The 18,235-nt window shown below is 66.1% G+C and carries 19 protein-coding genes and 1 pseudogene; 8 read left to right on the forward strand and 12 right to left on the reverse strand.

Going from position 1 to position 18,235, the window contains the following annotated elements; all coding sequences use genetic code 11:
• Nucleotides 1-107 precede the first annotated feature (107 nt).
• The 3 genes from ACFXN1_RS28170 to ACFXN1_RS28180 all read right to left on the reverse strand — a co-directional run bounded on the left by ACFXN1_RS28170 (nt 108) and on the right by ACFXN1_RS28180 (nt 4,164).
• The gene (locus tag ACFXN1_RS28170; RefSeq protein WP_379446798.1) at nt 108-365 is read right to left on the reverse strand and encodes a DUF397 domain-containing protein; all 258 of its coding nucleotides are present in this window, start codon (nt 363-365) and stop codon (nt 108-110) included.
• A gap of 958 nt (nt 366-1,323) precedes the next feature.
• The gene (gene ligA, locus ACFXN1_RS28175) at nt 1,324-3,315 is read right to left on the reverse strand and encodes an NAD-dependent DNA ligase LigA (protein ID WP_379444135.1); all 1,992 of its coding nucleotides are present in this window, start codon (nt 3,313-3,315) and stop codon (nt 1,324-1,326) included.
• A gap of 189 nt (nt 3,316-3,504) precedes the next feature.
• Nucleotides 3,505-4,164, reverse strand: coding sequence for a hypothetical protein (locus ACFXN1_RS28180; protein WP_379444134.1), 660 nt, complete (start codon nt 4,162-4,164; stop codon nt 3,505-3,507).
• 386 nt (nt 4,165-4,550) lie between these two features.
• Between ACFXN1_RS28180 and ACFXN1_RS28185 the strand changes: the two genes are divergently transcribed.
• The 3 genes and pseudogenes from ACFXN1_RS28185 (at nt 4,551) to ACFXN1_RS28195 (ending at nt 6,569) form a co-directional block, all read left to right on the forward strand.
• Nucleotides 4,551-4,877, forward strand: a complete 327-nt coding sequence (locus ACFXN1_RS28185) for a YciI family protein (protein ID WP_379444133.1) — start codon at nt 4,551-4,553, stop codon at nt 4,875-4,877.
• A 70-nt stretch (nt 4,878-4,947) separates the two neighbouring features.
• Nucleotides 4,948-5,121 (forward strand): annotated as a pseudogene (locus ACFXN1_RS28190) (SDR family NAD(P)-dependent oxidoreductase); the annotation flags it as partial.
• 938 nt (nt 5,122-6,059) lie between these two features.
• On the forward strand, nt 6,060-6,569 hold the full coding sequence (locus ACFXN1_RS28195; RefSeq protein ID WP_379444132.1) for a hypothetical protein: 510 nt from the start codon (nt 6,060-6,062) through the stop codon (nt 6,567-6,569).
• Between the two features lie 397 nt (nt 6,570-6,966).
• Here the strand turns inward: ACFXN1_RS28195 and ACFXN1_RS28200 are convergent, their stop codons facing one another.
• Entirely contained in the window at nt 6,967-8,340 is a 1,374-nt protein-coding gene (locus ACFXN1_RS28200) for an FAD-dependent monooxygenase (protein WP_379444130.1), read from the reverse strand.
• Nucleotides 8,341-8,375: 35 nt separating this feature from the next.
• On the opposite strand from ACFXN1_RS28200, the gene ACFXN1_RS28205 reads away from it, so the two are divergent.
• Nucleotides 8,376-9,062, forward strand: coding sequence for a TetR/AcrR family transcriptional regulator (locus tag ACFXN1_RS28205; protein WP_379444129.1), 687 nt, complete (start codon nt 8,376-8,378; stop codon nt 9,060-9,062).
• Between the two features lie 394 nt (nt 9,063-9,456).
• On the forward strand, nt 9,457-9,930 hold the full coding sequence (locus ACFXN1_RS28210) for a hypothetical protein (RefSeq protein ID WP_379463705.1): 474 nt from the start codon (nt 9,457-9,459) through the stop codon (nt 9,928-9,930).
• Between the two features lie 151 nt (nt 9,931-10,081).
• Here ACFXN1_RS28210 and ACFXN1_RS28215 read toward each other — a convergent pair whose 3' ends face one another.
• The 3 genes from ACFXN1_RS28215 to ACFXN1_RS28225 form a co-directional block, all read right to left on the reverse strand.
• Nucleotides 10,082-10,519 (reverse strand): GNAT family N-acetyltransferase, encoded by a 438-nt coding sequence (locus tag ACFXN1_RS28215; RefSeq protein ID WP_379444126.1) that lies wholly within the window; start codon nt 10,517-10,519, stop codon nt 10,082-10,084.
• A gap of 606 nt (nt 10,520-11,125) precedes the next feature.
• Complete coding sequence (locus ACFXN1_RS28220) at nt 11,126-11,347, reverse strand: hypothetical protein (RefSeq protein WP_379444125.1); 222 nt, start codon at nt 11,345-11,347, stop codon at nt 11,126-11,128.
• 146 nt (nt 11,348-11,493) lie between these two features.
• Nucleotides 11,494-11,937, reverse strand: a complete 444-nt coding sequence (locus tag ACFXN1_RS28225; protein ID WP_379444123.1) for a MarR family winged helix-turn-helix transcriptional regulator — start codon at nt 11,935-11,937, stop codon at nt 11,494-11,496.
• Nucleotides 11,938-12,052: 115 nt separating this feature from the next.
• Here ACFXN1_RS28225 and ACFXN1_RS28230 point away from each other — a divergent pair, with 115 nt between their 5' ends.
• Nucleotides 12,053-13,180: an NADH:flavin oxidoreductase gene (locus ACFXN1_RS28230; RefSeq protein WP_379444122.1), complete on the forward strand. Its 1,128-nt coding sequence runs from the start codon at nt 12,053-12,055 to the stop codon at nt 13,178-13,180.
• A gap of 59 nt (nt 13,181-13,239) precedes the next feature.
• Here the strand turns inward: ACFXN1_RS28230 and ACFXN1_RS28235 are convergent, their stop codons facing one another.
• Together ACFXN1_RS28235 and ACFXN1_RS28240 are read right to left on the reverse strand one after the other, a co-directional pair.
• Complete coding sequence (locus tag ACFXN1_RS28235; RefSeq protein ID WP_364625851.1) at nt 13,240-13,434, reverse strand: hypothetical protein; 195 nt, start codon at nt 13,432-13,434, stop codon at nt 13,240-13,242.
• Between the two features lie 53 nt (nt 13,435-13,487).
• Nucleotides 13,488-13,907: a hypothetical protein gene (locus tag ACFXN1_RS28240; protein ID WP_379444121.1), complete on the reverse strand. Its 420-nt coding sequence runs from the start codon at nt 13,905-13,907 to the stop codon at nt 13,488-13,490.
• A gap of 684 nt (nt 13,908-14,591) precedes the next feature.
• On the opposite strand from ACFXN1_RS28240, the gene ACFXN1_RS28245 reads away from it, so the two are divergent.
• Nucleotides 14,592-14,903 (forward strand): putative quinol monooxygenase, encoded by a 312-nt coding sequence (locus ACFXN1_RS28245; RefSeq protein WP_379444120.1) that lies wholly within the window; start codon nt 14,592-14,594, stop codon nt 14,901-14,903.
• A gap of 19 nt (nt 14,904-14,922) precedes the next feature.
• Here ACFXN1_RS28245 and ACFXN1_RS28250 read toward each other — a convergent pair whose 3' ends face one another.
• From ACFXN1_RS28250 to ACFXN1_RS28260, 3 genes are all read right to left on the reverse strand, one after another.
• Entirely contained in the window at nt 14,923-15,312 is a 390-nt protein-coding gene (locus tag ACFXN1_RS28250) for a hypothetical protein (RefSeq protein WP_379444119.1), read from the reverse strand.
• A gap of 338 nt (nt 15,313-15,650) precedes the next feature.
• A complete protein-coding gene (locus ACFXN1_RS28255; protein WP_379444117.1) occupies nt 15,651-16,487 on the reverse strand; it encodes a MurR/RpiR family transcriptional regulator in 837 nt (278 codons plus the stop codon).
• Between the two features lie 31 nt (nt 16,488-16,518).
• Nucleotides 16,519-16,818, reverse strand: a complete 300-nt coding sequence (locus tag ACFXN1_RS28260; protein ID WP_379444116.1) for an antibiotic biosynthesis monooxygenase family protein — start codon at nt 16,816-16,818, stop codon at nt 16,519-16,521.
• A 77-nt stretch (nt 16,819-16,895) separates the two neighbouring features.
• Between ACFXN1_RS28260 and ACFXN1_RS28265 the strand changes: the two genes are divergently transcribed.
• Complete coding sequence (locus tag ACFXN1_RS28265) at nt 16,896-18,131, forward strand: amidohydrolase family protein (RefSeq protein ID WP_379404766.1); 1,236 nt, start codon at nt 16,896-16,898, stop codon at nt 18,129-18,131.
• Nucleotides 18,132-18,235 lie beyond the last annotated feature (104 nt).

Genomic DNA, 18,235 nt, shown 5'->3' on the forward strand with positions numbered 1-18,235 from the left:
TCGATTCGCCCGACGCCCCTGACGCTTTTGCGGTTGCGCTCGCTGGGTGCCTCGGTCGTTGGGGTGGGCTGTGCGACACCGCGAAGCGCTTCAAACCACCTTTCCCGTCAGAGGCCGAAATCGAATTCGCCGGCCCGCACACCTGACATGAACGCTCGCCACTCAGATTTCGTGAACCACAGTGTCGGGCTGTGCCGATCCTTGGAATCACGCAATGCGATTCGGCCTTCGTGGTACGCGACCTCGACGCAATCGCCGCCACCGTAACTGAAACTGCTCTTGGCGAACCTCGGGCCGCGATGCTCCCCGCGAATCATATTGCGGTTCATGGCATTCATTCCTTCCCCCGGAGGGCCACTCCCCATGGCCCTTCGTCCGAATCACTTACGACAAACACAGTGCTATCCGAACCACCGGCCGCGCAACCGAATTCGTCCGGGCCTGCGCGCCGACACATCGAAATGCTCATGAACGCAACTCTACGGCGACCCACCGACAAATCACCGTGGCGCACGGATCGCAGGTACGAGATGCGTCTGCTACAGGCGGGCCACCACGCTGCTACCAGCCGCCAGTTCAGGCTGATATCAGCGGAAATCCGCCGGTCACGACCGTGTAGGTCAGGTTCGAACCTCACCCACCAAGACCCAACGCAGAACCAGCACCCGGCCACCCACGCCCAGATACTGCATCGACAAAACCCCAACCCCGGTAACAGAGCAGACCGACGCGGGCAAACAGCAGGCACGATCGGCCCCGTGCACCAACCACCGGTCAGACACCCTCAGCGAGTCGATCTCGCGCGGACACAGGCCCGCCGTTCGGCCAGCGGGGCAAGCGGCCCTTCCGTCCGCTGCCGACAACCCAGCATCCACCGTCTCGAGTGGATGGGCGTCTGGTCGTCACGATCGTGATCGCCGAGCGTGTGGCGGTTCCAGGTGCCGCCCGGCCTTCTGATGGGCGGGGACGGCCCGGACGCTGCGGAGACGGCGTCCGGGCCGTAAGTGCCCTGGCACTGCATGCGCTGCCCAGCGCTACCGCTGGGCACCGGAGGTCCTACGGAGAGTCACCGGGGTGACGGGGCGTCTGAAGTCCGCCACCGGTGACCCGAGGGGTGTGTATTTCCTGCACGGTGCCGCGCGCAGTGCGCCGCACAGTGCCCGGGTGTTCCCGGCAGCACCGAAGTACGGCCGGTACCAACGAGTTTCACGTATCCGTTCCGGCCGTGCATTTCGGGAACCCTGGTAGGCACGGGAGGTCGCCGGTCTGGCACAACCGGTCGGCCTGTAATGCTGCAGCACGCATCGCCCGCAATTGGAGGGTCTAGATGACCTTCGCGGCGATGAGCAGATTCCAGATTTCTGCTTGGTCGACGACCGCGACACCGAGCTTCTCCGCCTTGGCCAGCTTGGTCTCGCCGACTCCCCCACCGGTGATGAGCATGTCGGTGTTGGCCGAGACCGACGACGCGGCTGTCGCGCCGGCTTTCTCGCACAGGCGTTGGAATGTCGGGCGCGCGACTTTCTCACCGGAGCGCGGGTCGCTGATGGCGCCGGTGATCACGACCGTTTTGCCTTCCAGGGGCGCGCCGGCCGCGACGACCGGGGGAAGGTCTTCCTCCCGAACATCCAGGCTGACACCGGCTTCTCGGAGCCGCTGCAGTTCCGGGCGCAGGCGGGTGAGGTGCGCGGCCAGGGAGGCCGCGACTTTCGGGCCGATGTCCTCGACCGCCACGAGGCGTTCCTCGCCTGCGTCGGCGACCTCTTCCAGGGAGCCGAACCCGGCTCGGGCCAGGCGCGCGGCGGTGCCGTCGGAGGCCATGGGGATGGCCAGGCCGATCAGTGCGCGGCGCAGGCCGACCTTGCGGCTGGCGTCGATCGAGTCGATCATGCGCTGCGCCGAGATCTCGCCGACGCGGTCGAATTCGAGCAGGCGTTCCTTGGTCAGCGTGTAGAAGTCGGACGGGCGCTCCAGGATGCCGGCCTCGGCGAGACGTTCGATCCACACCTGCCCGATGGCGTCGATATCGGCCGCCGCGCGCGACGCCCAGTGGATGAGTCTGCGCACCGTCTGCGCGGGACAGGAAACGTTGGTGCAGAACAGTTCTCGGCTGTTGCCCTGCTCGGTCACCGGCTGCCCGCAGGACGGACACACGGTGGGCGGCACGATCTCGCGCTCGGTGCCCGTGCGCTGGGAGGCGTCGAGTACGCCCGCCACGAACGGGATCACGTCGCCCGCGCGGCGCACCAGCACCGTGTCACCGATCTTGATGTCGCGGGCGCGGATCACCTCCTGGTTGGCCAGCGTGGCCTTGGTGACCGTGGTGCCGCCCACGAACACCGGCTCGAGCCAGGCGACCGGGACGATCTTGCCCGTCTTGCCGACGTCCCAGACCACGTCGTCGAGCACCGTGGTCTTCTCCTCGGCGGCGAACTTGAACGCCAGCGCACCACGCGGGGAGTTCGACCGAGTCCCCGCCGCCGCGTAGGCGCCGCGGTCGGCCAGCCGCAGCACCGCACCGTCGAGGTCGTAGTCCAGCTCGTTGCGGCTCTGCTCGATCGCGGTGATCGCTGCCTGCGCCTGTTCGGCGTCGGCGCAGTGCCGCATCTGCGCGCCCGCGATGCCCAGCGCCCGCAACCCCTCCTCCAGGTCGACCGCGGCACTGTCGGGCGAGGTGTCCAAGTCGAAGCCGAAGAACTGCAGGCGCCGCTCGGCGACCGTGGCCGGGTCCTTCGCCCGCAGCGTGCCCGCAGCGGCGTTGCGCGGATTGATCAGCGGCTTGTCCGGATGCGCGGTGTTGTAGGCGGCGAAGGTCGAACGCAGCATCACGGCCTCGCCCCGCACCTCCACCCGCCCCGGGACGTCGATGCGCTCGGGAACACCATCGACCAACGCACGGACCAGCACGGTCACATCGTCACCGGTGGTGCCGTCACCCCGGGTCACCGCACGCACCAGCCGCCCGTCCTCGAAGACCAGGGCCAGCGACAACCCGTCGAGCTTCGGCATCACCACCACCGGCTGCCCGGGAAAGCGCGCGAAGAACGCTGCGACCTGCTCGGGCTTGGTCGCCTTCTCGAGTGACAGCATCGGACGCGAGTGCCGGATCGGGGCGTGCAGCACCGCGGGCGCGCCGACCTGCTCCAGCGGATTCGGGTCGGGCGTGAGGTCGGGATGCGCGTCGATCAGGCCACGCAGCTCGTCCTCGACCGCGTCGTACTCGGCGTCCGCGACCAGCGGCGCACCCTGGTAATAGGCATCACGCAGCGCCACGATCCGGTCCGCGAGTTCTTGGATACGTTCCCCAGTTTCCACGGCCCCCGACGCTACCGACACTCACCGACACCAGGGCCCGCCGCAGGTCACCACCATGCGGACGGCCGTTGTGGCTGAAGGCTAGTCAGCTGCCCCGCAGGGGCCACACCTCGACCAGCACTGGGCCCCTGCTATGAAGCAGGGGCCCAGTGGGTTTCAGTAGAGCGGGCAGTCGGGCCGCCCAGCCGGTCAGATCCGTTCGAGCAGCCAGTTGCCCTCTTCCTCGTTGACCAGCGAGGTTTCCGAGGCCGGGCCGGATGCGTACAGGGCGTCGTCGAACTGGGAACTGTCCGGATCGTCGCGGGGGCCGAGGCCTTCGAGGTCGTGGGTCCCCGCGCTGGTGATCTTCTGCGATCGCGGCAGCATGGGCATGGCTCCGACAGCGTTGAGCGCGCGCTGCTCGTCCGCGGTCGGTGTCGTGCTGTCGAGGCTGAAGAAGGCAGCCACCTCATGATTCATCCGCATCTTCTCGAGATGGGCCAGGGCGTAGCGGGTCAGCAGCGCGGCCCGTCCGGCACCGACGACGGCCATGGGCCTGCCGCCAGAGCGCATCGCCTGCGTGCGCATCGCAGCCTCTACGATCACCTGCTCGGCGGTGTCCCAGTCGGATTGGTCGCCGTAGCCCACCAGGATCACGTCCTTGCCGCGTTGGCCCAGTTTCGTCCGCAGCGGGTAGTCCGGGCCGTCCACCCGGCTCGAGAACGCGTCGAGGTCGGTGGGTCCCTGACCGGGCTCGGCGACCACGATCACCGGATCGACGACCTGCGCCGCACCATTGGCCGGGTACACCCAGGCGGTGCCTCCGCTGCGGAGGCTCCACTTCTCTGACGGTTTGTTGTTGCCAGCCATGATCGAACTCCTCTCACGTCGGAAAACGAAGAAGGAATCTCCCATCACGCACCCGTGACGGCATGCAACATCGCCCAGTCACCGGCCACCGAACCGACGGTCACCAGGTGATCTTGATTCTAGAAGAGGACGCACCACCGCGAGACTCTTTGCCCGAGTCGACGGTGCAGCTACCGCTCCCGGCGGCGGTCGGGCCCGAGCGCGGTGCGGTGGTCCGCAGACCCGCCGCTCCAGCACAGCGAAGGCCTCCCGGCTCAGCTTGTCCAGCTCGCTGGAGTCTGAGGGCTCTCCGGTGGTGACCCGGTACGGGAAGCGGGGGGTTGTCTGCGGCGCGTGAATTGGCGCACCGTTGACAGGGGTCGCATCTGAGTACCGAGGAGGCTGAAATGTGGTACCTGACGTTGCACCGATGGCTCGGCGATCGAGACACGGCGACCGACAGCAGCCTCGACGATCACCTGGCCTGGATGCGCGAGCAACAACTGGCCGGCAAGGTGTTGTTTTCCGGCCCGAGCCTCGACGGCGAACTCGGAATCATCGTCTTCGGGCATATGTCCAGGGCCGAACTCGATGACCTGTGCCGCCAAGAACCGTTCGTCGCCCGCGGATATCGCGGTTTCGAAGTAATCCCATGGGAAGTCCACCAGATCCTTGGGATCGGCGGTTTCGACGTCAGGACACTTACGGCGATGACCCGTTCCGAGCGAGCGTAGGTATAGACACCGAACCGTCCTGCTCTAGAGCCGAATCATTCGTCCGAACGATTTCGTTGAGGAGTGAACCATGAGCGATTCTCCACGTCTGGCCGGCAAGCGGGCACTGGTTACTGGTGGCGGGCGCGGCATCGGGGCCGCGATCGCGCGTCGGCTGGCCGCCGATGGTGCCGCGGTCGCGGTCAATTACGTCTCGAACCAGTCGTCCGCAGACACGCTCGTCGCCGAGCTGACCGACAAGGGCTACCACGTCGGGGGAGAGTAAGAACGCAGCGACCGCGGCGATTTCATGGGGTTCGGCTAGGCGCCCGAGCGCGGTCATCGATTTGATGACCGCCTCGGCGGGCGCTCCTACCTCACCGGCACCACAGTCGAAGCCGCCGGCGGACTGCGATAATCGTGCTCGCTGGGAAGCACAGCACCGCCGATCGGTGGCTCGCTTCCGGCGCAACGGAAGCCGTTGCGCCGGAAGCGCATTCACTCGATCCGTTGAACCGGGAACACTCAGCCGTTGCACTGAGTGGTCACGATGTGACCCTCGTCGTGCAAGCCCTGCGAGCTTCCGGCGGGCGGAAGGATGGTCGACACGAAAGACTCAGCACCTCGCCGGTATGCCCGTCACGGGCGGGTAGTGAGACGGCTGCGTGAGCTAGACGTCTTCTCGCTCGAATCGCCAAGGCGTGTCTGCCTTCTCGTCGTATCACGCGGGTCGCTGGACGGCCAGATCGCCGGGACTCGAGCTACCTCCCAACAATCACAGCCCAATCGTGGAATGGCAGCATGAAGAGCAGCCTCGCGACCAAAGGATCGAAAACATGGCACCGAACTGACAGAGATCCACCAACCTATCTCTCGCACAGGGAATTTCAATGAACACCATCTCGACTTACGCGTCGGCGCCCGGCTGATCATCGGATGCGCATGCCGATGCCCGCAGGGTTCGCGGCGAGGGGGTCCGGATCCGAGCCACAGTCGCCGCCATCGGCTGGGGTGCGCTGGTTCGCGACCATCACAACCTGCTCAGATTCATCGACCTACCGGATCTTGTGATGCGTCGAAGACTATTCCGCCCAGGTGGCTGGTGTTCCGCCATTCGTCACCAGCCACCTAGCGTTCTTGTGGAGTGGTCACACCGTCGGCGCGCCTTACGCCCCGCTTTGCAGCATTAATTACCTTTTCTGCATGGACTGGCTGAAACTGCTTGTTCCACCGGTTGCCGGTGCGTGTATAGCTGGCGCTGTCGGCCTTCTCGCTGCGTTAGTCGGCCCCGGAACTTATCGAGGCTGGCGGATCAAGAAGCTACTGGACCTGGTGAAGGACCTTGATAGGGACCGATTTCCCGGACAGCGTGCGGTGCTTCTCGATCAGGTTGAGCGTCTTGCGACACAGATGGCGGCGATCTATAAGGTTCCTCACGAGTGGCGCCTATTAGCGGCCAGCTACGTTCTTTATGGCGCATTGTCGGGCAGCGTTTTCACCCTTCTTCACCGGGCGGCGTCGGCGTCAGGGATTTTTCTCCTACTGGACTCCATTATCGTCCTAATTATCATTTTCGTCACTTACGTGACAATGAAGCCGGCCCAAGAAGCCTTTGATTACGTGAAATTTCACCGTGCGGAATTCATTCGGCGGGGGTCACCGGAATCGTACGAGCTTCCACCACGGCCAAGACCTTGGTGGATCCGGAAATAAGGCCGTGGGGGAATCGCCGCGGACTAAGACTGACGATTTCCCCATGCGCCGGAGGAGTTCTCAACCTGCGCGCGGACAGCCACCGCCACACCGTGCGTTCGGTGACGCCCAGCGTCTCAGCGGTCAGCCGGACATGATCGCTGGACAAGCTGCCCTGCTCGGACAACCGGGCGAGCCGGACCATAGCCGCCTGCCCGCACTTGCTCGCGTAGGAACTCAGGCCCTCGTTCGGGAATACCCCATCTCCAGCGCACCTGGGCCGACAGCCGGCGCCTGGCGCTGGCCGGTTCGGTCAGCGCGGCATGCGGCAAAGTAGTGCGTTTGCTGGCGACGTTGACCTTCGAGACACTGCCGCGGCTGGATCGAACCGTGCGGGCTGGGACAGCACACGGGCGCGCTAGCGGTACGACCGGCTCACGAAACTGTCAGGGCGAACCAACACCGTCCCGTACGGCCAGCCATCCACGACGTGCACCGGAACGTCGGCCGCCACGCCGGGATCGGCCGTGAGCACGCACCACTGCGATCCGACGAGATCCAGTGTGGACACCCCGTCGGCCACCCACATGTGCGGCAGGCGGGATCCCGGCGACCCGTCGAGGTCGAGGGCGACGTCCTCGGTGGAGGGGAGCTCCGCGCCGCCGTACCGGTAGCCCATGTGCACCACTGGCGCGTTGATCGCCCCCGCCGCCTTGCGCGCCTCCGCCATGTCCTTTCCCCAGTGCAGGGACGGATCGTTGAACCGCAGGCGCGCCTGCTCCATCGTCATGAGGGCCACCGGATGGCGTTCCGCGTGATAAGTCTCCAGCAGCTCGGGTCCGGCCTCACCGCGCAGTACGTGCGCGAGCTTCCACGCCAGATTGTGCGCGTCTGCGATGCCGGCGTTCAACCCGAACGCGCCCAATGGCGGGATCGCGTGCGCCGCGTCGCCCACCAGGAAGACCCGCCCGACGGAGAGCCGATCGGCCACCTGGCCGCGCCCCCGGAACCTCAGCACACTGCGGATCTCCACCTCGATCGACGGGTCGCCGAGCGCGGTGCGGATGAGGTCGGCAGTCGGCTCCGTGTCGAGGCGGGTGAGGAACACCCACTCACGTTCGCCGTCGACGGTCACCAGCAGGCCGGTCGCGTCCGGATGCTCGATATTGCACATTGCGAACGGCTTACGCGGACGCAGATCCGCACCGAACAGGACACTCGTCGTCTCCTGACCGATCACACCTGGACCGGTCAGGCCGATGCCGAGGACCTCCCGAACCCGGCTGCGCACACCGTCGGCGGCCACCAGATAGCGCGCCCGCACGACACGCCCGTCGGACAGGGTCGCCGTGACGCCGCCGGAATCCTGCTCGAACGAGTCGAGCGCCACGCCGAACTCCACGTCGCCTGCCCTGGTGATCAGTACGCGGTCGAGCCGGTTCTGTGCGCAGGTGCCGCGGATCCGGGCCGGTGTGTAGGTGAGCTCGGCCGCGGTTTTCGCCTTCCACTCAGCGCTTTCGGTGAAGTCGGCCTCGGCGAGCGTGCGCCCTCTGATCTTCCCCGCCCGCAAGTCGACCGCAGCCTCGTTGACCGCGTGATCCAGGCCGACCTCGCGCAGGATCTCCACCGACCGCGACCCGATGCCGGTGGCCCTGGGGTGGGGCGACAGCTCCGGCTTCTCCTCGACGACGAGGGGCTTGACGCCGTGGTGGTGCAACAGCACCGCCAGCATCAGCCCGACGGATCCGCCGCCGGCGATCAAAACATCAGTGGGCACAGTGTTCCCGTTCATGGGCACACTGTATCCATGTCTGTAGACTCCTGTCCATGTCGCTTATCTGGGAACGTGAGCCGTACCGGTCGAAAAGGCAGGCCCTGAGCGTGGAGCGCGTCGTGGACGCGTCGGTCGCCATCGCCGACGCCGAGGGGCTCGACGCACTGTCGATGCGCCGCGTCGCCACCGAGCTGTCGACCGGCACGACCTCGCTCTACCGCTACGTGGACAGCCGCGACGACCTGCTCGACCTCATGGCCGATGCGGTACAGGACGACCACGTGCCGCTGACGGGAGACTGGCGCGCCGACCTCGAGGCGTACGCCCACCACGAGCGCGAGCTGTGGCTACGGCACCCCTGGCTCGCCCCGCTGCTGGCCACCCGGCCATCGCTCGGCCCCAACTGGCTGCGCGGCCTGGAACACGCCCTCACCGCCGCCGCCCCGCTGACCTCCGACATCGCCGACGCGGCCTCGGCCGTCGGGCTCATCAGGGACTACGTGCGCGGCGCGGTCATACGCGAACTCGCCGAGAAAGAGACCCAGCGGCGCACCGGTCAGACCGAGGACCAGTGGCGCGCCGCCGTCGCCCCCTACATGCGCAAGATCATCGAAAGCGGCGCATATCCCCGGGTTTCGCGCATGACCGAATCCGCCGACCTGAGCCCGGCCGAACAGTTCTCGTACGGCTTGCGCCGCATCCTCACCGGGATCGCGGACTCTCAGCAGACGGCAAAGTGATCGCGAATGCACCGAGGCCGATCCCGCCTGAGCGGGAAACCACCTATGCGGCACACTGCATTCGGCAGTTGCGGACATTCCGCCGACCTCGGATCGGCACGGCCACATGATCTTCCGATGCCCCGCGCTGGCCGGTTCGGTCAGCGCGGTATGCGGCATGAGCGGATGGTCCCGACTCGTTTTGGTCGGTGCCAGGGTTCGCCTTGGTGCGGGCAACTGATCGGTGGTCGACGGGGAACCCAAAATGACGGTGCACTGCGGTGGGTGCTGGAGGTGTCAATACCCCAAAAGATGTGAAATGAATTCGGTTCGCAATGCTGGTTCGGTGGCTAGGCTGCGAGCGCCCGGGCAGCAATCTCCGGGGGGGGGATCGAACAAGAGAGGTTCTGCACCGATGACTCTGAAATCACTGACCGGCAAGGGATTCGCGGTCGCGGACGGGGGCGCGGGGGCCAAGCCCCCAGTCGCCGCGGCACCGGCGTCGGCGACAATCACCAACTTGACGGCGGACTGTGTCGGCGGCGCGCTCTCCGGCGGCTGCGCTTACGTCGCAGTCTCCGCCAACCTGACGGATTCGACGCCGGTGTCGTTCACGATCAACGGTGCAGTGCTGGCAGGAAGCCCGTTCACTCCCACACCGTCGTCAGGCGGGACGTATTACGTCTTGCTTTACCTCGATTGCATCGGCAACCCGTTCCATGTGGTCGCGACCCAGAACAGCGCGACAGGCGGACCCGCCAGCCAGGTGGCGGCCGATTACACTGTCCCCTCGTCCATTCATGTCGTTGGCACCGGCAGTTCCGCGGTCGACAACATCTTGAAGACTGGCTCCAGCCTGCTCCCGCGTCCCGCCTGCCACGTCGTTTAACCAGACGTGAGCGCCATTGGAACGCCCGCAACTCGGCAGTAGCGGACGTTCCTGCGCCGCAGTCTGTTCCGACGGCCGCCGCCCGCGCTGGCCGGTTCGGTCAGCTCGGTATGCGGCAAAGTAGTGCGTTTGTCCGACTGCCCGCGCGGGATCAATCGGTCGGAGCGAAGCGATAGACCCGTGATTCGCGCGGTTGGAATCCGAGCCGCTCATAGAGGCGGTTGGCGGCTGAACGCGAAGCTCGCGAAGTCAGATCCAGCGTCCGCGCACCGGCGGCACCAGCCCGCGTCTTGGCCTCCTCGATCAAGGCCGCACCGATGCCTTGACCGCGGGCCGAGTCATCGACCACCACATCTTCCACCCGCGCTCGAATGCCCGACGGGATCGGGAACATCACCAAGCTCAACGTCCCGACAATCTTTCCATCGCTGCGTGCGACCAGGACGGTGGTCGACTCCACAGAGGCCAACTGCGACAGCGCTTCTCGACTCAATCGTTTCGCCGTTGCCGACAGTTGAGGCAGCAGTCGGTCGAAAGCTTCCACGATCTCGTCGTCGACCTCGGTCAGTGTTTCCACAGTGACAGCCACCACGGCACTGTACTGCGGGCCCACACCTTCCGCCTTCTTCGAGCCCAGCGAGCGACACTTACTTCGCGCACTATGCAACACGAGCGGATGTTCACACCGATCGCCGCTGGATCCGTGCGAAGGTGCCACGTTCTCGGCCACTCAGTCCAGACAGAACTCGTTGCCCTCGACGGGCTACGGGATGACGATCGTGATGGAAGTCGTTCACCCCCCGTTGGTTTCACCACCGCGACACTGCTCGACGGACGTACAGCGTCCAGGGGAGGACGGCGACGATGATGTCCAACGGGCCTGCCAAACGTTGAGCCATTCAGTTCGTGGCGCGGGCATGATGGTGCGTCGCCAAGGCTGGGATAGCCTCGGCCCGCTGATCTTCGGGCGTGCCGGAGGGCCGCTCTGAACAGCGCCCTATGCGGCTAGGACATTGCCCGTGAAGACGATTGGCGGTGGCGACCATCGCGATCGGACCCAATGGGTCTGATGACCGGGACGAGGCGGCTAGGGATGGGCTCGCCGGAAGCCTCGGTGCTCGGATTTTGCGATGGCCAGGCCTGGGTTTCGGCTGTGCAGTTCCGCGGCAACGTCGTCCAGCGATATCGTGCGCAGTCAGCGCTCCGAGATGGTCAGTGGGTGGCCGACCGCGATCTTGCCTATCGGGCCGTAGATCCATCTGGGCCAACGCCTTTCGGTGATCGTCGGGCTGGGCTCGACCAGTTCGATGGCCAGATACCTGCTGCGATGGGCGGTAATCAGATGGATGCGCGATATCGCAGCCCACGGAATTCGGCCGAAGGGGCTGAACGTAACGCCCCGATCGTCGACTGCCATCTCGGGTGAGGGACGGACGATGTGGTCCAGTTGCGTACCGATGCAAATGCGGTATCCAGTAATGCAATTCGCGCAGACTCAACGAGAAAACGATTGTCTCCCACCTAAGTCCACCTCGATCCTGCGGCGCGAACTCGAGCGAATGATCACTCCGGTCGAGAGGCGAGCCGGGAGACGAAGACCCGTTCCAGTAGGGCGTACAGGCGGTCCTGGTCCTCGGCGCTGAGTCTGTTCAGGCCATCTCGAGTGGTGTGCATCTTCGCTCGGATCGCGTCGGTGACCTGCTCGCCCGCGACCGTGATGACGAGGTTCGTGACGCGCCGGTCCGATGCGCTGGCCTCGCGGCGCACGAGGCCGCGCTTCTCCAGCCGGTCGATGATCCCTGTTACGTTCGAGGCGTCGCAGGTCATGATGTCGGCCAAGGCGCGCATCGCAATCGGGCCTCGGCGCAGCACGGTCAGTGCCTTGCCCTGAATCGCTGTGAGGTTCTCGCTCGCCGCCGCGAGTGTGAAGTCTCCGTAGTAGGCGCCGAGCGACACCGAGAGCAGCTCCATGAGCTGAGCGGTGTCGACGCGGGGAGCTTCTGCCATACGAACCAGCCTATCCACAGAAACTTGACTACCTCAAATATTCACCACTAGCGTGTGCCATATTGCTTGAAGTTCTCAACCATCTAGGTTGGCAAGTAACCACGAGGAGTGTCCAGTGACCGTCATCGCGTCCGACGCCGCCCGCACGGCTCAGGTTCTGTCAAGGCCCGTCATGCTGAACGGACTGACCGTTCCGAACCGCATCGTGATGGCGCCGATGACGCGCATGTTCTCCCCCGGCGGCGTTCCCGGAGAGGACGTGCGCGCCTACTACGCCCGCCGCGCTGCCGCCGGCGTAGGGCTGATCGTCACCGAGGGGACCTACGTCGGCCACGATTCGGCCGGGCAGAGCGATCGGGTGCCGCGATTCCACGGCGAAGAGCAGTTGGCGGGGTGGGCGAAGGTGGCTGCGGACGTGCACGCCGCAGGCGGCACGATCGTGCCACAGCTGTGGCACATCGGCATGGTCCGCAAGCACGGCGAGGAGCCCTACGCCGATGCCCCCGCCGTCGGCCCCTCCGGTATTCGCGTCGACGGCACCGAGGGCACCGGCAAGGCGATGACCCAGCGTGACCTGGACGACGTCATCGGTGCCTTCGCGGATGCCGCTGCGGCCGCCGAGCGCATCGGCTTCGACGGCGTCGAAGTGCACGGCGCCCACGGCTATCTCCTCGACCAGTTCCTATGGGAACGGACGAACCGCCGAACCGATGCCTACGGTGGCGATTCCGTGGGCCGGACGAAGTTCGCGGCTGAGATCGTGGCGGCGATCCGGGCGGTCGTCTCGCCCGGGTTCCCGGTGATCTTCCGCTACTCGCAGTGGAAGCAGGAGGCCTACGACGCGCGGCTCGTCGAGACCCCGCAGCAGCTGGAAGCGATCCTGGCCCCGCTCGCCGCGGCCGGCGTAGATGCCTTCCATGCCTCCACCCGCCGCTACTGGCTTCCGGAATTCGAGGGCTCGGACCTGAACCTGGCCGGCTGGACCAAGAAGCTCACCGGCAAGCCCACCATCACCGTAGGTTCGGTCGGCCTCGACGGCGACTTCCTGCGTGCGTTCACCGGTGAGGGCGCCGAACTCGGCAGCCTCGACAACCTCCTCGATCGGCTGGAGCGTGACGAATTCGATCTGGTCGCCGTCGGCCGAGCCTTGCTCCAGGACCCGGAGTGGGCGTCCAAGGTCCTGGCGGGGCGGATCGACGAGCTGAAGCCGTACGACGCGGCAGCACTGAAGACACTGAGCTAGCCGTCGGCGTGCAGGCGAGGTCGCCTCGGCGACCCGCCACCGCTGCGGGCAGACGACGGTTAGGCCGAAGGGCTGGCGATCAAGCACCACAGGGCGAGAAGGGGGTCGGCGTTGCACAGGCCGCCGGCGACGGGTTCGGTTGTTGCCGGAGAGGGCGATTCGAGCGGGAGGGGGTTGGCTGTGGCGGTGCCGGCGGCGGACAGGGTTGCGGCGCCGATCAGGAGGGCGGCGGAGATTCCGCGGCGTGCAAGCATTTGAAACTCCTCTGAGCGTGGGGTGGGGCGAGAAGAGGTCGGGTGGTGGCGGATTAGATTGCTACGCAGGCGGATCCGAGGTTGATGCCGGTGCCGACGTCGACGGGCTGTCTGATTTGAGCTGTCGCGTTCGGCTGGATGGCGTAGATGTAGGTGATTTTCGTCGAGGACGGGGTCCAGGTCGCCTTCGCTACGCCGTTGGAAGGCTTCGCCTCGGCGAATCCGCTGGGGCCCTGACCCTCCTCGAAGAAGTAGACGGTCTGACTGTTGTCGTCCACCGCGACGGTGACGGTGTACGAACAGGTCGTTCCGTACGTGTGGGTGCCGAGGGTGAAGGCGGGCGCGATCGCGATGCTGGTGACGGTCGCCGAGGCCGACGGCGCGGTCAGCGCGGTCACGCTTGCGACGACGCCGAGTGCGGCAGCACCCGCGACGATGCGCTTCGTCTTGGGCGAGTTCGGAATTCGCGTCATGGTGTATCGATCTCCTGTCAGGGTCGAAATCGGTTCGGCCGGACGGTCTGCCGCCGGCCGAGGGTGAGAGCCGCAGTGCCCTTGCCGACGATCACGCCGTCCGTTGCATTGATGACGTAACAGCGGCGGGTCTCCCGGCCCCGACCAGCGTCGCGATCGCAACTGCCGCAAGGACACCGATCCGCGCCGAGAACTGTTGAACCTTGCGCTTTTTCGGACTCACAGTCCATTCGTCGGATGATCCCCGGATACCGTTAGCAACACTGGCGGCCCCCAAAACTGGGGGCAGCGTTCGAGCAGCCCTATCGGAGCCATCCGAGTTCGTGGGCGAGTTCCCTGACGGCGGACCGGATGCGGCGGTGTAGGGGTGACTGCTCACGTGGAAGTACCAGATAGACCGTCAGGGCGGGTGCGCCGCGCAGGGGTCGCCAGGTGAGGCCGGCTACCTGGGTTGAGAGGGCTGCCTCACCGGCGAGAGACAACGTGGCTCGGTCACGCAGGTCTCGCTGGGCGATGTCGAAGGAGAGTGCCGGCGTGTGGAATCGAGGTTCTCGGCTGCCGGTGCGTAGCAGCGCCTTCAGTTGGTCGTAAACGGCCGGGTTGGCGGCGCGATCGTGGATTCGGACGGGATATGTTGCGGCCGCGTCGATCTCGATCTCTGCCTCGGCGGCGAGCGGATGGTCTGTGGTCCACCAAGGCCGGAGCGGTTTCCGAACCGGCGCTGGGGCTGTATCCGATGCGCAGGCGGCCGAGTTCCCCGGTTCCGGCTCGGCGGGCCGTCTCGGTGTGCTCGACTACGGATTCTGGCGCGATCCGGCCCAACCTGGCCGTTATCTCATCCGGGAGCGCTACGCCGACCAGGCGGCAGTCGACGTCCATATGGCGCTTGCGGACGTCGTGGCCTTCACCGTCCTGCTCCCGGAGTGGCTGACCGAGGACTCGCACGCGCTCCTCGAAACCACGACCGACCTGACCCGAATCCCGTTTTCCCGTTGAGCGGCTGCTGACGCCGACGCTACCTCTCGATCTCTTGGGACGTGATCATGGTGGAGTGGATTCCGCGGGCGTCGGCGGCCGCTGGTCCACCTCCGGTCCCGCCGGTGTCGCCGTGGTCGCTGCAGCCGTTCCCGGTCTGGCTGGGGTCGGTGCAGGTGTTGTCGCCCCCGCCGTTTTCACCGCAGTTTCCGGTGTCGCAGCCATGGGGCGGGACAGGCGGAGGCGGAACCGGCTCGGCGGCATTGCCAACCCACCCCCAGGTCCGATCGACCTGCACCACGCCGGGCACTGCACTCGGCGCGGCCAGGGCCGGAACCGCCGCCGTCGCGGGAACTGCCATCGCCACCCCCGCCAGCACGAACGCGGTGAACAGCTGACGTGTGGCACTTCGGTAAGTCTCGTTGGTCATCATCATTGCCTTTCCCGGACTCGGTGAACCGACTGTTGTGCCTGATCGATTTCGTCACCTCGCACGTCTCGTTCGAGTAACGACTACGTCGTGACTATCCGGGGTTGCGGCGCGGTCGACGGTGTCGCTGTGAATCCCGCTTCGGCGAGCAAATCTGAGCAAGCCCGGTCTGTGCATGTCCGAGGACGCCGTCCACGAGATATTTCATGCGTGATCGCTATGAATCGAATCCTACTCAGATGATCAACAGCGGAAAATAGTCATCTCCGGCAGCGAGACAAGGACTCGATGCGTGCTCTCCGCCGGTCCGTCAGCGGATCCAGATGCCGTGAGCGGGTTCAGGGTTGGTCGTCCATGAGATCGAGGTCTTGCCACATTTGCTGGATCTGGCCCGAGGCGCGGATCGCGTCGTCGTCGGCGAGTTCGCCGAGAATGGCCTGGATTGCGGCGACTACGCCGGTGAGGGATGGTCCGGCATGGGTGGCCTCGATGGGGGTGAGGATGAGGTGGTCGGCGTCCCCGGCGAGGGGGGAGGTGCGAAGGTCGGTAAGAACGCTGACGGTGGCGCCACGGTCGCGGGCGAGCCGGGTCAGGCCACGCAAGGTTCGGGTCAGACGCCAGATGTTGATGGTGATGAGGCAGTCGCCCTTTTCGAGGCGAGCGACGTCGACGGCCTGCGTGGTGGAGGAGCCGAGGGAAAGCCGGATGTCGTGCCCGGCGATGGCACCGAGGTAGCCGAGGATGTGGGCGGGACCGGCTCCGCTGCCGGAGCTGATGATGAGCGTGCGGCGGGCCGCCTTGATGGCCCGGGCGGTGGCGCGGATGGCGGCGAGGTTGTCGGAGGTGGCAAGTGCGACAACGTTGTTCGCGTCCTGCCGCAGCATCTGGGCTGCGGGGTCGGCGGCCGCGGGGCCGAGGGAGATGTCACCGGAGGAGACGGAGGCGAGGTAGAGGGCGCGGAGTTCCTCGCGGAGCTGGGGCCAGCCTTCGAAGCCGAGTTGCTGCGCGGTGCGGACCACGGTGGAGACATTGACGCCGGCGCGTTCGGCGATCTCGCGTGCGGAGGAGTAGCTGGCGAAGTGTGGCGCCCGGACGAGCACCTGCGCAACGCGTTCGGCTTGGGGACCGAGCGTGTCACGTGTGGTGCGTGCCGCCAGCCATGCCTCGATGCTCACGTGTCGTCTCCTCGTGGGGTAGGTGCCCTCGTCACTGCGCCGTGTGATGAGCGACGTGGAAGCCGCGGCTGCTGATGGCATCGGCAGAGTCGAAGAAGGGCATCAAGGCCAGGGCGAACTCCTGGCGCTGGGGTGAATTCTGCCAGGCCGCACAGGCGACGGCGTCGGCCCACAGGGCGGTGACGACGACGGCGTCCGGCTCGTCCGCGGGAATCAGAACCTGCGCCGCGAGGGCGCCCGAGGCTTCGAGGATGCCCAGCGAGCGATAGCGCTCGACCAGCTCGTCACGACGGCCGGGCGAGGTGCGTAGCGACAGTGATGTGAACTGCATGGAACAATCATTGCACACATCCATGCTGTGCATCTATTGTTGCATTCAACTTGGCTATTACCGGAAGGAAACCGAGCATGAGTGCCCCCAATCCCGATCGCCTGTTGATCACGAACGCTCATCTGCTACATCCCGAAAACGGTGAGCTGAGCGATGTTTCATGGCTGGAGGTCGCCGACGGGCGCATCGCGGGCCATGGCACCGGTCGCCCGCCGACAGTGTCCGAGGACGTGCCGGTGCTCGACGTCGCCGGGGCGACAGTGCTGCCGGGTCTGATCGACGCACACGTGCATCTGCTGTTGACCACCTTCGACCCGAAGGAAGCGGCCGGCTGGACCCCCGGGTACGCCACTGTCCGGGCCTTGAAGGAAGCCGAGCGCATGCTCCGACGCGGATTCACCACCGTCCGCGACGTCGGCGGCGCCGACTACGGGATGGCCCGGGCCATCGAGGAAGGGCTCGCTGCGGGTCCGCGTTTGATCTACGGCGGGAAGGCGCTGTCACAGACGGGTGGACACGGGGACATCCGCCCACTGGGTGACGACGCGATGCCCTGTTGCCAGAGTCGTCCCGCCTTCGCCCGCATCGCCGACGGTGCCGACGAGGTGCGTGCCGCCGCGCGTGACGAATTCCGCAAGGGCGCTTCGCATCTGAAGATACTGATCAGCGGCGGCGTCGCCTCACCGCACGACGAGATATCGGCGGTCCAGTACACCGATGAGGAGATCCGCGCGGCGGTCACCGAGGCCGAGCAACACAATCGCTATGTCACCGCGCACGCCTACCACCCGCGCGGCGTCAACCGGGCGCTGCGGGCGGGCGTGCGCAGCGTGGAACACGGAAACCTCATCGACGACGAAACCATCGGCCTGCTGCTCGAACACGACGCCTTCCTGGTCCCCACCCTGGTGACCTACGACCAGATGGCCCAGTTCGGCAAGGCCGCCGGAATGCCCGAACAGTCGTACAAGAAGATCGCCGATGTCCACGCAGCGGCCATGTCCGCGCTCGAACGGGCCCACACCGCAGGGGTCAACCTGGTCTTCGGCACCGATCTGCTCGGCCCGCTGCACAGCGCACAGCTGCAGGAATTCGCCCTGCGCGCCGAAATTCAGCCCGCGGCCGACATTCTCCGCGCCGCCACCACCACCGCTGCCCGGCTGCTGCGGATGGAAGGCGACATCGGCACCCTCGACGTCGGAGCCCACGCCGACCTGCTCGTCGTCGACGGTGATCCGCTCGACGATATCCGCGTGCTCACCCGGCCTGAGCAGACCCTGCGCCATGTCATCAAGGCCGGGACCGTGATTTGAGTTGTCGCACAAGCCGGTAGGACCGTGAACACACGGAACAGAGAGCAGCTGCGCGGTACAGATTCGAGAGCAGCGCGGTCGTCGCCGCGGATGGCGGTGCGCGT

The organism is Nocardia sp. NPDC059154 (assembly GCF_042755705.1).
GTDB lineage: Bacteria > Actinomycetota > Actinomycetes > Mycobacteriales > Mycobacteriaceae > Nocardia.